At 60.3% G+C, this 14,844-nt stretch carries 11 protein-coding genes; 7 read left to right on the forward strand and 4 right to left on the reverse strand.

Features of this window, described 5'->3' with window-relative positions:
- The 3 genes from PHI30_RS09355 to PHI30_RS09365 form a co-directional block, all read left to right on the forward strand.
- Positions 1–1,389 (forward strand): acetyl-CoA hydrolase/transferase C-terminal domain-containing protein (locus PHI30_RS09355; RefSeq protein ID WP_300026978.1); only part of this gene is annotated, 1,389 nt, incomplete at its 5' end.
- Positions 1,390–1,526: 137 nt separating this feature from the next.
- Positions 1,527–1,892 carry a CidA/LrgA family protein gene (locus tag PHI30_RS09360; RefSeq protein WP_300026980.1) on the forward strand — a complete coding sequence of 122 codons (366 nt, stop codon included), beginning with the start codon at positions 1,527–1,529 and terminating at the stop codon, positions 1,890–1,892.
- Positions 1,889–2,578: an LrgB family protein gene (locus tag PHI30_RS09365; protein WP_300026983.1), complete on the forward strand. Its 690-nt coding sequence runs from the start codon at positions 1,889–1,891 to the stop codon at positions 2,576–2,578. The genes PHI30_RS09360 and PHI30_RS09365 overlap by 4 nt, the downstream gene beginning before the upstream one ends.
- Positions 2,579–2,771: 193 nt before the next feature.
- On the opposite strand, the gene PHI30_RS09370 is transcribed toward PHI30_RS09365, so the two are convergent.
- The 4 genes from PHI30_RS09370 to PHI30_RS09385 all read right to left on the reverse strand — a co-directional run bounded on the left by PHI30_RS09370 (position 2,772) and on the right by PHI30_RS09385 (position 9,874).
- Complete coding sequence (locus PHI30_RS09370; RefSeq protein WP_300026985.1) at positions 2,772–4,859, reverse strand: glutamine synthetase III; 2,088 nt, start codon at positions 4,857–4,859, stop codon at positions 2,772–2,774.
- Positions 4,860–4,946: 87 nt separating this feature from the next.
- Positions 4,947–6,527 (reverse strand): asparagine synthase B, encoded by a 1,581-nt coding sequence (gene asnB / locus PHI30_RS09375; RefSeq protein WP_300027001.1) that lies wholly within the window; start codon positions 6,525–6,527, stop codon positions 4,947–4,949.
- Between the two features lie 542 nt (positions 6,528–7,069).
- Positions 7,070–8,488 carry an adenylosuccinate lyase gene (gene purB / locus PHI30_RS09380; RefSeq protein ID WP_300026988.1) on the reverse strand — a complete coding sequence of 473 codons (1,419 nt, stop codon included), beginning with the start codon at positions 8,486–8,488 and terminating at the stop codon, positions 7,070–7,072.
- A gap of 111 nt (positions 8,489–8,599) precedes the next feature.
- Positions 8,600–9,874, reverse strand: a complete 1,275-nt coding sequence (locus tag PHI30_RS09385) for an adenylosuccinate synthase (protein ID WP_300026991.1) — start codon at positions 9,872–9,874, stop codon at positions 8,600–8,602.
- Positions 9,875–10,094: 220 nt separating this feature from the next.
- On the opposite strand from PHI30_RS09385, the gene PHI30_RS09390 reads away from it, so the two are divergent.
- The 4 genes from PHI30_RS09390 to PHI30_RS09405 all read left to right on the forward strand — a co-directional run.
- On the forward strand, positions 10,095–11,579 hold the full coding sequence (locus PHI30_RS09390) for a DUF1846 domain-containing protein (protein WP_300026993.1): 1,485 nt from the start codon (positions 10,095–10,097) through the stop codon (positions 11,577–11,579).
- 28 nt (positions 11,580–11,607) lie between these two features.
- Entirely contained in the window at positions 11,608–11,985 is a 378-nt protein-coding gene (locus PHI30_RS09395; RefSeq protein WP_300026995.1) for a hypothetical protein, read from the forward strand.
- Between the two features lie 18 nt (positions 11,986–12,003).
- The gene (locus PHI30_RS09400; protein WP_300026997.1) at positions 12,004–14,166 is read left to right on the forward strand and encodes a Tex family protein; all 2,163 of its coding nucleotides are present in this window, start codon (positions 12,004–12,006) and stop codon (positions 14,164–14,166) included.
- 157 nt (positions 14,167–14,323) lie between these two features.
- Positions 14,324–14,844, forward strand: a 521-nt coding sequence (locus PHI30_RS09405) for an NADH peroxidase (protein WP_300026999.1), incomplete at its 3' end; no start/stop codon positions are given.

Below are 14,844 nucleotides of genomic sequence, written 5' to 3' on the forward strand. Positions count from 1 at the left end.
CTTTTGCAGCGAGGCCCCGCAATGGAGGGAAACAACGTGGCAGGAGAGATTCCAAGCCGTCAAAGCCGCTGGGCGGACGGCGGCGACTGGCAGGAGCAATATCAAAAGCGGGTCATGACGGCGGATGAGGCTGCCGCTTTGATTCACGGCGGAGACACCGTGGTTTCCACCGGCGGGGCCAACTGGCCCTATGCCGTGGACGCGGCGCTGGCGCGCCGCCTGGGGGCTTTGGGCGGCAGGATCGAGTGGAACTCCCTGTTCGCCCCGCTGGACACCGCCCTGCTCCAAGTGGAAAACCGCGATCTGGTGGAGTATAACGTCAATTTTTTTGCGGCGGACCGCACGCTGGTGCCCCAGGGCAACGTCCACTTTGTCCCCACGCACCTGAGCGAGACCGGCGTGTGGATGGCCTCCCGGCGCCCGCGGGTGGCGGTAATCGTCTGCGCACCGCCGGATGAGAACGGCTGGATGAGCCGGACGCTTTGGGGCGCCCACCTGCACCGCACGGTGCTGGAGCAGTGCGAGACGGTGATCGTGGAGGTAAACGATCAAATGCCCGCCTGCGTCAGCGAGGGGGAGCGGCATTTGCTCTTTCACGTGTCGGAGGCGGACGCCATCGTGGAAAGCCACCGGATGCCCACGGAAAACCGTGTGGTGGCGGCGACGGAGACGGATCGGCGCATCGCGGGGCATATTGCCGAGCTGGTGCCAAACGGCGCGTGCTGCCAGTTTGGACTGGGGGGCCTTGCCAACGCCGTGGGGGACTGCCTTGCCTATGCGGGGAAGAAGGATTTGGGCATCCACACGGAGGTGATGACCAACTGTGTGGTGGAGCTGATGAAAAAGGGCGTGGTGAACAACAGCTGCAAGCAGGTGTTTCCGGGGCGCTCTGTGGGCGCGTTTTTGGTGGGAGACCGGAACCTGTGGGCATTTGCAAATCAAAACCCCGCCTTTTGCTTTAAGGAGATCGACTGGGTGAACAATCCCCGCCGCATTGCCGAAAACGACCGGGTGGTCTCCGTGAACAACGCCATGGAGGTGGACCTCACCGGTCAGGTGAACGCGGAGAGCATCGGCACGCGGGAGTATTCCGGCACCGGCGGTCAACTGGAGTGGGTCATTGGCTCCCAGTGGTCCCGGGAGGGCAAGAGCATCATCGCCCTGCGCTCCAGCTATCTGGACAAGAGCGGCTTGCTGCACTCCAAGATCAAAGCCTGCCTGCCGCTGGGCAGCGTGGTCACCACGCCCCGGACCTTCGTGCAGTACGTGGTGACGGAATACGGCGTGGCGAATCTGAAATACAAGAGCTGCCGCGAGCGGGCAAAGGCCCTGATTGCCATTGCCCACCCGGATTTCCGCAAGGAGTTGGAAAAAGAGATGCCGCTGTGAAACGCGCACAAAACGCCGCCCGTCGGGCGGCGTTTTTTTGAAGATTCCCACGCAAACGATTTCGTGATTTTGTTTGACATCTTTCCCTGATACCCGTAAAATGAGGAGGATAACTTTGTGAAAAAGGTGGCGAGCACATGAAAATTCTGCTCCAGATCGGTATCGTTTTCGGCGTGTATTGGGCAAGCCAGTGCATTGAGGCGATATTGCCCATTCCGTTTCCGGCCAGCGTCATCAGCTTATTGCTTTTGCTAGCGCTGCTGGTGCTGGGCGTGGTGAAGGTGGATCACATTCGTGAAAAGGCGGATTTCCTCTTGGGAAACCTGGGCTTTTTCTTTGTCCCGGTGTCGGTGGGGATCATGAATTATTTCGATCTGATCCGGCAGAATGCCACGGCGTTTATCACCATCTGCGTGGTGTCGCTGGTCCTCACGTACGGAGCGACGGTGGCGGCGGTGCGGCTGACCTGCCGCCTGGTGGAGAAGAAGGGGGGCAGCCGATGAGCGCGCTTTTGGAATCTCCCTTTCTGGGGATCGCCATGACGGTTGCGGCCTACTGGATCGGCGTGAAGCTGCAAAAGAAAACAGGACTTGTGATCTGCAACTATATGGTCATTTCCGTTACGCTGCTGGTCACGGTACTGACCGTTTTCCATATTCCCTACGAGGCCTACTTTCAAGGCGGCAGCGTCATCAACATGTTTTTGGGGCCTGCCACAGCCTGCATGGCGGTTTCCATCTATTCCAAGATCGAGCTGCTGAAAAAGAACTGGCTGCCCATTTTGGTGGGCTGCACGGTGGGCGTGCTGACCTCCATCGGCAGCATTCTCGTGATGTGCCACTTGTTTGGACTGGACCGGGAGATGACGGCGTCGCTGCTGCCGAAATCCGTCACCACGCCCATTGCCACCGTCGTCTCCCAAGACCACGGCGGGATCGTGGCAATCACGGTGGCGGCGGTGATGGTCACGGGAATTCTGGGAAATCTGATCGCGCCGTACCTTGTCAAGCTCTTCCGGGTAAAGGACCCGCTGGCGGTCGGCCTTGGCATCGGCGCCAGCAGCCACGCCGTGGGAACGGCCCGGGCCATGGAAATGGGGGAGACGGAGGGCGCGATGAGCGGCCTTGCCATTGGGCTTTGCGGCATCATCACCGCCGTATGTGCCCTGTTTTTTGACGTGTTTCTGTAAAAAAACCCTGCCTCCATGGGAGGCAGGGCCGGTCCGGCTGCGGGGAAAGCGCGGCTGAACCGAAGGAAAGAGGGGAACACGGGGTTCCGGCTCTGCGCCGGACGGAAAGAAAAAACAAGCGCAGCGGAGCCGCCTACGGCGCTCCGCTGCGCTTGCTTTTTAAAGGGGGAGCGAGTGCTCCCACGAGGCATTCTTACACGGAGAAAAGCAGGTCCGCGTACACAGGGAAGGGCCAGTACTCGCTGGCGGTCAGGGTCTCCAGCTTGTCGGTGATGGTCCGGGCGGCGGCCATATCGGGAATGATGACCTCGTGGTTGTACACCATGGCCTTCTCAGCCCCGGCGGGAACCGCAGCCAGATCGGATTCCAGCTTGTCGCAGGCGTCCAGCAGCGCATCGGTCAGCGCGGAAACCTCTCCGGCGGTGGTCTTTTCGTACTTGCAGGGGAAGCCGCAGGTCTCCTTGGCGTCCACCCGCCCACAAAGATCGGTGGCATAGCCGGAGACGGCGGGCAGAATGTCGTGACGGATCATATCCGCCATGGTGCTGGCCTCAATGCCAACCACAGTGCTGTAATTTTCCACGTGGATTTCGTAGCGGGCCTGGAGCTCGCCCTTGGTGTAGATGCCGTGCTTGACAAACAGCTCCACATTTTTGGGGGCGACATAGGCGGGCAGGGCGTCGGCGGTGGATTTCAGGTTGCACAAGCCCCGCTTCTCCGCCTCCACCAGCCAGGCGTCGTCATAGCCGTTGCCGTTGAAAATGATGCGCTGATGCTCCGTGAAGGCCTTCTTGATGAGCGCCTGCAAATCGGACTGGAAGTCCTTGGACTGCTCCAGCACGTCGGCAAACTGGCTCAGCGACTCTGCCATGATGGTGTTGAGGGCGATGTTGGGACCGGAGACGGACTGGGAAGAACCGGGCATCCGGAACTCAAACTTGTTGCCGGTGAAGGCCATGGGGGAGGTGCGGTTGCGGTCGGTGTTGTCCTGCGGGATGGAGGGCAGCACGTCAATGCCGATTTGCAGCGTCCGCTTGCCGGCCTCTTTGAACTCTGTGCCCTTGATGATGGACTCCACCACGCCGTTGAGATCGTCGCCGAGGAAGATGGAGATCACAGCGGGCGGCGCTTCCTGCGCACCCAGACGGTGATCGTTGCCGGGGAAGGCGACGGTGGTGCGCAAAAAGTCCTGATATTCGTCCACGCCCTTGACAAAGGCGGCCAAAAACAGGAGGAACTGGGCATTCTGTCTGGGGGTGGAGCCGGGCCTAAAGAGATTCTTGCCGGTGTCCGTACCCAGAGACCAGTTGTCATGCTTGCCGGAGCCGTTGACCCCCGCGAAGGGCTTTTCGTGCAGCAGGCACACAAGATTGTGCCGGTCGGCTACCTTCTTCATCATTTCCATGGCCAGCTGGTTGTGGTCGCAGGCGGTGTTGGCGTCGGAGTAAATGGGGGCCATCTCATGCTGGGAGGGGGCCACCTCGTTGTGCTTGGTCTTGCTCAAAACGCCCAAAGCCCACAGCGTCTCATCCAGATCCTTCATGTAGGCGGCGACCCGGGGCTTGATGGCGCCAAAGTAATGATCCTCCAGCTCCTGACCCCGGGGGGGCTTTGCGCCAAAGAGCGTCCGCCCGGTCATCCGCAGGTCCTTGCGCTGGTTGTAAAGCTCCTTGTCGATCAGGAAGTATTCCTGCTCGGGACCAACCTGCGCGGTGACCCGACGGGTCTCCGTGTCGCCAAAAAGGCGCAGGATGCGGACGGCCTGACGGCTCACCTCGTCGATGGAGCGCAGCAGGGGGGCCTTTTTGTCCAGCGCCTCACCGGAGTAAGAACAAAAGACCGTGGGGATGCACAGAGAATCCTCCTTGATAAAAGCGAAGGAGGTGGGGTCCCAGGCCGTATAGCCACGGGCCTCAAAGGTGGCGCGCAGACCGCCGGAGGGGAAGGAGGAGGCGTCGGGTTCGCCGCGGACCAGCTCCTTGCCGGAAAACTCCATGATGATCTTTCCGCCGCCGACAGGAGTGATGAAGCTGTCGTGCTTTTCCGCGGTGACGCCGGTCATGGGCTGGAACCAGTGGGTGTAGTGGGTGGCGCCCTTCTCCACGGCCCATTGCTTCATGGCCTCGGCGATTTCATTGGCGGTGGAAATGTTCAGGGAAGTCCCGTCGGTGATACATTTCTTCCATGCGCCGTAGGATGCGGAAGACAGGCGCTCTTTCATGGTCTCCTCGTTAAAGACCAGACTGCCGAACAGTTCGGGGAGTTTCGCAGGTGTGCTCATAACTTTCATCCTCCTATATTTCTCATATCAAATACTACCATAAATCAGCGGGAACACAATAGGTAATACATCTAACTTTCCGGAAAATTACTGACCGCTGGCACCGTAGTTTGCCAGAACCCGGGCGGAGGGATCGCTGACATTGCAGCCCTCCCACGATTTGTTGGGCATCCAGAAGTCAGGAATCATCGCCGATTGACCGGGATAGTATTTTTCAAAGATCTCCCGGTAGAGCAGACTCTCTTTGGTAAAGGGCGTGCAGAAATCATAGGCCTTGCGGCGCTGATGAAATTCTTCGTCGGTGTACTTTTCCTCGGCGTAGGCCTTCAGATCGTCCACCATGGAGTGGCCCACCGCGTCGGAAAAAGCGGCCTTTTCCCGCCAGAGGATGTCGTGGGGCAGCAGGTGGTCTCCTTCAAAGGCGCGGCGCAGCAGGTACTTGCCCATGTGGTAGGTGTTTTGCTTGAGCCGGGGGTCCACCTGCATGACGTAGCGGACAAAATCCAAATCGCCGAAGGGGACCCGGGCTTCCAGAGAGTTGGCGGAAATGCAGCGGTCGGCCCGCAGCACATCATAGGCGTAAAGCTCCTCCACCCGTTTGCGGGATTCATTCTGAAAGGCCTGGGCGGTGGGGGCAAAGTCGGTGTATTTATAGCCGAACAGCTCGTCGCTGATCTCCCCCGTCAGCAGCACCCGGATGTCGGTTCTCTCGTGGATGGCCTTGCAGCAAAGGTACATGCCCATGCTGGCGCGGATGGTGGTGATGTCCCAGGTGCCCAGAAGCGAGATGACCTCTTCCAGCGAGGAGAGCACTTCCTCCCGGGTCATATAGACCTCTGTGTGGTCCGCGCCGATAAAGTCGGCGGCCTGACGGGCATACTTGAGATCAATGGCGTCCTTCTCCATGCCGATGGCAAAGGTGCGAATTTTTTTCCCCAGCACGATGGCGCTGATGGCGCACACCAAGGAAGAATCCAGCCCCCCGGAGAGCAGAAAGCCCAGCGGAGCGTCCGCGTCCAGCCGCTTATCCACGGCGGCGATCAGCTTGTTGCGGATGCTGCGGCACACGGTGTCCAGATCGTCCGGAAGATAGGACCGGACGGCGGTGAGATTCGTGTAGCGGACGAATTTGCCGTAGGCGTAGTAATGACCGGGAGGGAAGGGGCAAACCTTCGCGCAAAGGCCCACCAGATTTTTGGCCTCGCTGGCAAACACGATGCCGCCGTCCTGATCGTACCCGTAAAATAAAGGCCGGATGCCGATGGGGTCCCGGGCGGCGATGAGGGAGTCGGTCATGGAATCGTAAATGATGAGGGCGAACTCCGCGTCCAGCCGGGAGAACATGGAAAGCCCGTATTCGTGAAACAGCGGAAGCAAAATCTCGCAGTCACTGCCGGAGAAAAATTCGTACTTTTCGGAAAGCTGCCGCTTCAAGGGGCGGAAGCCGTAAATCTCACCGTTGCACACCACATAGTCGCCGTCCAGCGCAAAGGGCTGCATCCCGCTCTCCGTCAGTCCCATGATGGCCAGCCGGTGAAAGCACAGATAGCCGGACGGCGTCTCAACAATGCGGGACATATCCGGGCCACGGGAGCGCGTGCGGTCGAAGTAGGGGCGAATCTCCTCTTTGGAGCGGGTCTTTTTGGAAAAGCCCATGATGGAACACATAAAAAGCACCTCCAGATTGATTTGCGCAGCGGCCCTGTCCTGCGGGACAAAGCGCTGGCGCACTTTTTTTGTTATGGCCACATAACAAAAAACGCAGCTACATCCTAAAAAATTTTAGGACGAATAGCTGCTATCCGCGGTGCCACCTAATTTACCTTCCCCGAAGGGGAATGGTCACCTTCAAGGCTCCAACAAGCCCGTGTGATGTAACGATCACAACTCGTCGCACTTACTAGCGGAGTCCCGCGTTCAGATTGCAGCTACGGAGTGTTCTTCGCGCAACTTCTTTGGTACGGGGTTCTCACCCTCCCCCGCTCACTGGCCCGGAACGTCTGCGCTACTTTTCTCCATCAACGCCGTTGTCAATGGTTCAATTGATGTTTGGAGTTTATCACCCCGGACGGGGCGCTGTCAACGTCAAAACAGCCAAAATGCGGAGAAATATTTGGGAAAAAATATCAAAAGATCCCGGCAAAATTCACAAAAAGGCCCGCGGGCAGCCGCTTCCCCAAGGGGAAACAGCCGTCCGCGGGCTTGTTGGGTTATAGGTTGATCTCCGGCTTTTCCCCGCCGGCTTCGCCCAGCAAAGGCTCCACTTCCTTCAAAAATGCCTCCACCTGTGCGCTGCACCGGCCGATGTAGGCGCTGGGGGTGAGCACGGCGGCCATCTCTGCTTCCGTCATGCCAAAGGCACTCTCTTGCGCCAGACGGCGCAAGAGGTCGCACTTTTCGCCCTCCTTCATTTTGGCGGTTGCCGCCATGGAGCACGTGCGGATGATCTCGTGCAGCTCCTGGCGGTCGCCGCCCCGCTTCACGGCCTCCATCATGAGATTCTCCGTGGCGATGAAGGGCAGGTACTCCCGCACGGTGGCGTCCACCACCTTTTCGTTCACGTGCAGCCCGTCGGTGACGTTTTGCGCAAGGCGCAAAATGGCGTCCGCGCAGAGGAAGCCCTCCGGCATGGAGATGCGCCGGTTGGCGGAGTCGTCCAGCGTCCGCTCCAGCCACTGGACGGAGGCGGTCATGGGGGCGTTCATGGCGTCCGCCATCAGATAGCGGGAAAGGGAGCAGATGCGCTCGGAGCGCATGGGATTGCGCTTGTAGGCCATGGCGGAGGAGCCGATCTGGTTCTTTTCAAAGGGTTCCTCCACCTGGCGGTCGTGCTGGAGCAGGCGGATGTCGTTTGCCATGCGGTAGAGGCTCTGGGCAATGGCGCTGAGAACGTTCAAAATCCGGCTGTCCACCTTCCGGGGATAGGTCTGGCCGCAGACGGAAAAACACTTGTCAAAGCCGAACTCGGCGGAGATCTGGCGGTTCATCTCGTCGATCTTGCCGCCGTCGCCCTCAAAGAGGTCCAGGAAGCTGGCCTCGGTGCCGGTGGTGCCCCGGCAGCCCAAAAATTTCAAATTGTCCAGCACGAAGTCCAGCTCCTCCAAATCGGAGAGCAGGTCCTGCATCCAGAGGGTGGCCCGCTTGCCCACCGTCACCAGCTGGGCGGGCTGATAGTGGGTATAGCCCAGCGTGGGGGTGGCGGCATACTGCCGGGCAAACTGGGAGAGGTTCGAGAGCACCGCGCAAAGCTCCCCGCGCAGGTAGCGCAGCCCCTCCCGGTAGAGGATGAGGTCGGCGTTGTCGGTGACATAGCAGCTGGTGGCGCCCAGATGGATGATGCCCGCGGCGGAGGGAGCCGCCTTGCCGTAAGTATACACGTGGGCCATCACGTCGTGGCGGACTTCCTTCTCCCGCGCGGCGGCGCAGTCATAGTCGATATCCGTGAGATGGGCTTCCAGCTCCGCCACCTGCTCCGCCGTGACGGGCAGGCCCAGATTGTGCTCCGCCCGGGCCAGCGCCACCCACAAGCGGCGCCAGGTCTCAATGCGCCTGTCGGCGGAGAACAGGTGCAGCATAAAATCGGAGGCGTACCGGGACGCCAGAGGGGATTCGTAACGGTCCTTACTCATAGAAGGTCAACCTTTCTTCGTTTCAAAAGTAAGGGGGCACCCGAAGGTGCCCCCAAGCATGGTGCCGTGTGTTCGCCGGAGGCGGTGGAGGCCCAGACGCCCCGGGTAAACTTACCGGATGACGATGGAATCCCGCTCGGGACCCACGGAGACGTAGGTAATGCGGCAGCCGATCTCCCGCTCCACATACTCCACGTATTTTTGGGCGGCCTCGGGAAGGTCCTCCCACTTGCGGGCGCCGGAGATGTCACACTTCCACCCGTCCAGATACTCCATGACGGGCATGGCGTCGGGCAGCACGGCGGGGAAGGGGAACTCGTCGGTGCGCACGCCACTCAGGGTATAGTGGGCGCAGACGGGGATTTGATCCATGTAGCTCAAAACGTCCAGCTTGGTCAGGGCGATATCCGTCGCGCCCTGGCAGGCCACGCCGTAACGGGTGGCCACCAGATCGATGGGACCCACCCGGCGGGGACGCCCGGTCTTGGCGCCGTATTCGCCGCCGGCCTGACGCAGCTTCTCCGCCTCTTCGCCAAACCACTCGCAGGTGAAGGGACCCTCGCCCACGCAGGAGGAGTAGGCCTTCACAACGCCAACCACCTTGTCCAGCTTCGCGCAGGGAAGGCCGGAGCCGACAGGGGCGTAGGCCGCGATGGCGTTGGAGGAGGTGGTGTAGGGATAGATGCCGTAGTCCAGATCCCGCAGGGAGCCAAGCTGGGCCTCAAAGAGGATGCGCTTGCCCTGAGACTGGGCGGCGCGCAAAAAGGCGCCGGTGTCGCAGACGAAGGGCTTGATCTTCTCGCCGAAGTCCGCCACCCATGCCTTCAGGTCGTCCATGGTGTAAGGCTTGGCGCCGTACACCTTTTGAAGCGTCAGGTTTTTCCACTCCAAAATGCCTTCCAGATGGGCCCAGAGCTTTTCGGGGTAGAGCAGCTCGCCTGCCATCACGGTCTTTTTCTGGTACTTGTCGGAGTAGAAGGGCGCGATGCCCTGCTTGGTGGAGCCGTACTTCTTGTCGGCAAGGCGCGTTTCCTCCAGCGCGTCCAGATCCCGGTGCCAAGGCAGCAGCAGAGATGCCCGGTCGCTGATCTTCAGCGTTTCAGGTGTGATGGCAACGCCCTTACTCATCACGTCCTGCATCTCCGTCCACAGACTCTCGCAGTCCAGCGCGACGCCGTTGCCGAGGATGTTCACAACGTCCTTGCGGAAAATGCCCGAGGGCAGCAGGTGCAGGGCAAACTTGCCCAGATCGTTGACAACGGTATGGCCGGCGTTGCCGCCGCCCTGATAGCGAATGACCACATCATAATCGCTGGTGAGCAGATCCACCATGCGGCCCTTACCCTCGTCGCCCCAGTTGATGCCTACGATGGCGCAATTCGACATAATCGAAAAACCTCCCGGTTGAATTTTGCGTTTCTAGGCTGGCCATAAAAACCCAGCCTAAGACATTATATCGACACTTTTCTCATAAGTAAAGCACAAACTCGTTATATTGAAGATAAATTTCTCTAATAGGTTGACCTTTTCCCCCTCTTCCCAAAATCTCTGGGCTGTGATATACTATTCCCGGTTTTGACAAAAACACACAAAGGGGTGTGCTCATATGGGAGCCATTGGATTTGACAATCAAAAATACCTTACCACGCAGTCCGAGCAGATCAAAGGGCGGATCGCCCAGTTCGGCGGCAAGCTGTATCTGGAATTCGGCGGCAAGCTGTTCGACGATTTCCATGCGTCCCGGGTATTGCCGGGCTTTGCGCCGGACAGCAAGATCCGGATGCTCCAGCAGCTCAAAGACGACGTGGAGATCGTCATCGCCATCAACGCCGCGGACATCGAGAAGAACAAGATCCGGGGCGATCTGGGCATCACCTATGACGAGGACGTGCTGCGGCTGATCGACTGCTTCCGGGGACTTGGTCTGTATGTGGGCAGCGTGGTGCTGACCCGATACAACGGCCAGGGCGTGGCGGACGCCTTTTTAAAGCGGCTGGGAAGCCTTGGCATCCGGTGCTACCGCCACTATCCCATTGCCGGATATCCCTCCGACGTGCCCCATATCGTCAGCGACGAGGGGCTGGGGAAAAACGATTATATCGAGACCAGCCACTCGCTGGTGGTGGTGACGGCGCCCGGTCCCGGCAGCGGAAAGATGGCCACCTGCCTTTCCCAGCTGTATCACGACTACAAGCGGGGCGTCACCTCCGGATACGCCAAGTTTGAGACGTTCCCCATCTGGAATCTGCCCCTCAAGCACCCGGTGAACCTTGCTTACGAGGCGGCCACGGCGGACCTGGACGATGTGAACATGATCGATCCCTTCCATCTGGACGCTTACGGCAGGACCGCCGTCAACTATAACCGGGACGTGGAGATTTTCCCCGTGCTCAGCGCCATCTTCAAGAAAATCCAGGGGGAGTCCCCCTATCAGTCCCCCACGGATATGGGCGTGAACATGGCGGGCAAGTGCATTGTGGACGACGCCGTCTGCTGCGACGCCAGCCGCATGGAGATTCTGCGCCGGTACTATACCGCCTGCGTGGAGCGGTTGCAGGGCAAATGCGGCGACGCGCCGGTACGGAAGCTGGAGCTTGTGATGCAGCAGGCGGAGGTCACGCCGGAGATTTGCCCGGCGGTGTCCGCGGCGCTTTTGAAGGCGGAGACCAGCGGCGGCCCCGCAGGGGCCATGGTGCTCTCGGACGGCCGGGTGATCACCGGCAAGACCTCCGACACGCTGGGGGCCGCGTCGGCGCTGCTGCTCAACGCCATCAAGGCGCTGGGCGGAATCGACGACCACTTCGAGCTGATCTCCTCTCAGGTGCTGGAGCCGGTGTGCCGGCTCAAGACCCAGTATCTGGGCCACCGGAATCCCCGGCTCCACACGGACGAGGTGCTCATGGCCCTCACCATCTCCGCGCTCACAAACCCGCTGGCGGAGCTTGCCCAGCAGCAGCTGCCAAAGCTTCGGGGCTGCGACGCCCACTTTACCGTGGTGCTCAGCGACGTGGACGACAAGCTTTTAAGGCGGCTGGGACTCAATGTGAGTTCTCAGGCAAAATACGAGACGAAGAGCCTGTACCATAAATAATCGGAATGAAAAGGGGACACGGCGGACCATGGAAAGAAAACCGGTACTGCTAAGGCGCATCCTGCAATACGGCTTGTCGCTGCTGCTCATCAATACGGCGGCGCTGGGCTTTCTGGGCGGCGCTCTGCTGGAGCCGCTTATGTGTGTGGCGGCGGCCATCGTGCTGGTCCCGCCGGTGTTTGGGCGCTTTTTTGCGCAGGATTCGTGGGAGGAATCCTGGTGGAATGTGGGCTTGCTGGCGCTGGGGTGCCTGATGCAGCTGGAGAGCCTTTTTGGGCTTGCCAAAACGCCGGAGAGTTTGCAGCTCATCACCGTTTCCCTGACGCTGGGCCTGATCACAAACCGGAAATACCTGAAAATTTTGTGGGTGCTTCTGGCGGCTGTGGAGCTGGTGCTGGCACTTTGATACCGAGAAAGGAATCTTATGGACCCCATTATTGAACAAATTGCGCAGGAAGTGGACAAGCTCCCCCTGCACGTGGAAAACGTTGTAAAGCTGCTGGACGAGGGCAACACCATCCCCTTTATCGCCCGCTACCGCAAGGAGCTTCACGGCGCGATGGACGATACCTCCCTGCGGACGCTGGAAGAGCGGCTGCAATACCTCCGGGGGTTGCAGGAGCGGCGGGAGACGGTGCGCGCCGCCATCGCCGAGCAGGGCAAGCTGACGGAGGAGCTTTCCGCCGCGCTTTTGGCGGCAAAAACCCTTTCGGAGGTGGAGGACCTTTACCGGCCCTACAAGCAAAAGCGCCGCACCCGGGCCACCATGGCAAAGGAAAAGGGGCTGGAACCGCTGGCAGCGCTCCTCTTTGCCCAGAGGGCCGACTGCCCGGACCCCCTTTGCGCGGCAGCGGCGTATGTGGACGCGGAAAAAGGCGTGGAGACGGCGGAGGACGCCCTCTCCGGCGCGTCCGACATCATTGCCGAGCAGATCAGCGACGACGCGCAGCTGCGCAAGCACCTGCGGGACCTGCTGATGAAAGACGGCCGCCTTGTCTCTGCTGCCGCCACGGAGGAGGACACGGTCTACCGCCTGTACTATCAGTTCTCCCAGTCGCTCTCCCGCTTGCAGGGCCACCAGATCCTTGCCATCAACCGGGGAGAGAAGGAAGAAAAGCTGAAGGTCTCCGTGGAAGTGGACCGGGAAGTGGCGCTGCGCACGGTGCGCCGCCACGTGGTGATTCCCGGCAGCGCCGCCATGGAGTTTGTCAAGTCCGCGGCGGAGGACGCCTACGACCGGCTGCTGTTCCCCTCGCTGGAACGGGAGGTCCGCGCCGGCTTGACGGATACCGCCGCCGATGGCGCCATCGGGCAGTTTGCCCTGAATCTTCGGCCCCTTTTGATGCAGCCCCCCGTCAAGGGCAAGGTCACCATGGGGCTGGACCCGGGGTACCGCATGGGCTGTAAGGTGGCGGTGGTGGACGGCACCGGCAGGGTGCTGGATACCGCCGTGGTGTATCCCACCTACGGGGAGCGCCAGAAAAAAGAGGCCATCGAAGCGCTTGCACGGCTCATCCGAAAGCACGGCGTGGAGCACATTGCCATCGGCAACGGCACCGCCAGCCGGGAGACGGAGCAGATGGCGGTGGAGCTGATCGCCAAGGTGGGGGAAAGCGGCGCGCGCGTGAGCTATATGATCGTCTCCGAGGCGGGGGCCTCCGTCTATTCCGCCAGCGCCTTGGCGGCGGCGGAGTTTCCCCAGTACGACGTGAACCTCCGCTCTGCCGTGTCCATCGCCCGGAGATTGCAGGACCCGCTGGCGGAACTGGTGAAGATCGACCCCAAGGCCATCGGCGTGGGGCAGTATCAGCATGACTGCCCGCCCAAGCGGCTGGACGAGGCCCTCAATGGCGTGGTGGAGGACTGCGTCAACGCCGTGGGCGTGGACGTGAACACCGCCTCGCCCTCCCTTTTGCAGCGCGTTGCCGGACTCACCGCCGCCACGGCGAAAAACATCGTCACCTACCGGGAGGAAAACGGCCCCTTCACCGCCCGCAAGCAGCTTTTGAAGGTGCCCAAGCTGGGGCCGAAGGCCTATCAGCAGTGCGCGGGCTTCCTGCGGGTGCCGGAGAGCAAATCCGTGCTGGACAATACCGCCGTCCACCCGGAGAGCTACGACGCGGCGGAAAAGCTGCTAAAGCTCACCGACCACGCCCTTTCGGACGTGCAGGCGGGGACGCTGGGGAATCTCTCCGACCAGATCGAGGCCTATGGCGAGGAGAAGGCGGCAGCCGCCATCGGCGTGGGCGTGCCCACCCTGCGGGACGTGGCGTCCGAGCTGATGAAGCCCGGCCGGGACATCCGGGAGGACCTGCCCAAGCCTATTTTGCGTACCGACGTTTTGGAGATGAAGGACTTAAAGCCCGGCATGACCCTCACCGGCACCGTGCGCAACGTCATCGATTTTGGCGTGTTTGTGGATATCGGCGTCCATCAGGACGGCTTGGTCCACATCTCGCAGGTGGCGGATAAATTTATCAAGCACCCCTCGGAGGCGGTGTCCGTGGGCGATGTGGTGAAGGTTCTCGTGTTGGAAGTGGACGAGAAGAAAAAGCGGATTTCCCTCTCCATGCGGCAGGCAAAATAAAAGCGCTGCCTCGTTTCAAAAAAATGATGGAAAATTTTTGACTTGTTGCATTAGCAACTGTTGAACATTCGAATATCCTGTTATACTCATATCATCCCAAGCGGATATGAAACGATTATCAAAACAATACGTTAAATTTATAAGGAGGATCATCAGTATGAAAAAGTGGGTATGTTCTGTTTGCGGTTATGTTTTTGAAGGGGAGAATCCCCCCGAGAAGTGCCCTCAGTGCGGCGTTCCCGCCTCCAAGTTTACCGAGCAGAAGGGCGAGATGGCCTGGGCTGCCGAGCACGTGGTGGGCGTTGGCAAGTCCTTTGGCGTGGACGTTCCCGCCGAGGCACAGGAGAAGATTCTGGACGGTCTGCGCGCCAACTTCAACGGCGAGTGCACCGAGGTCGGTATGTATCTGGCCATGAGCCGCGTTGCCTATCGCGAGGGCTATCCCGAGATCGGCGATTACTGGTACAAGGCCGGTATTGAAGAGGCCGAGCACGCCGCCAAGTTTGCCGAGCTCCTGGGCGAGGTTGTCACCGACTCCTCCGAGAAGAACCTTTCCATGCGTGTGGAGGCCGAAAACGGCGCTACCATGGGCAAGTTCGAGCTGGCAAAGCTGGCGAAGCAGTATAATCTGGATGCCATCCACGATACCGTCCACGAGATGGCCCGGGACGAAGCCCG

Source organism: Oscillibacter sp., from assembly GCF_028693505.1.
Classification (GTDB): Bacteria; Bacillota; Clostridia; order Oscillospirales; family Oscillospiraceae; genus Oscillibacter.

What these genes read in the sequence shown, in the direction of transcription:
- PHI30_RS09390 (WP_300026993.1), top strand. Translation starts at nt 10,095, where the DNA reads ATGGGAGCCATTGGATTTGACAATCAAAAATACCTTACCACGCAGTCC.
- purB (WP_300026988.1), bottom strand. Translation starts at nt 8,488, where the DNA reads ATGAGTAAGGACCGTTACGAATCCCCTCTGGCGTCCCGGTACGCCTCC.
- asnB (WP_300027001.1), bottom strand. Translation starts at nt 6,527, where the DNA reads ATGTGTTCCATCATGGGCTTTTCCAAAAAGACCCGCTCCAAAGAGGAG.
- PHI30_RS09395 (WP_300026995.1), top strand. Translation starts at nt 11,608, where the DNA reads ATGGAAAGAAAACCGGTACTGCTAAGGCGCATCCTGCAATACGGCTTG.
- PHI30_RS09365 (WP_300026983.1), top strand. Translation starts at nt 1,889, where the DNA reads ATGAGCGCGCTTTTGGAATCTCCCTTTCTGGGGATCGCCATGACGGTT.
- PHI30_RS09360 (WP_300026980.1), top strand. Translation starts at nt 1,527, where the DNA reads ATGAAAATTCTGCTCCAGATCGGTATCGTTTTCGGCGTGTATTGGGCA.
- PHI30_RS09385 (WP_300026991.1), bottom strand. Translation starts at nt 9,874, where the DNA reads ATGTCGAATTGCGCCATCGTAGGCATCAACTGGGGCGACGAGGGTAAG.
- PHI30_RS09400 (WP_300026997.1), top strand. Translation starts at nt 12,004, where the DNA reads ATGGACCCCATTATTGAACAAATTGCGCAGGAAGTGGACAAGCTCCCC.
- PHI30_RS09370 (WP_300026985.1), bottom strand. Translation starts at nt 4,859, where the DNA reads ATGAGCACACCTGCGAAACTCCCCGAACTGTTCGGCAGTCTGGTCTTT.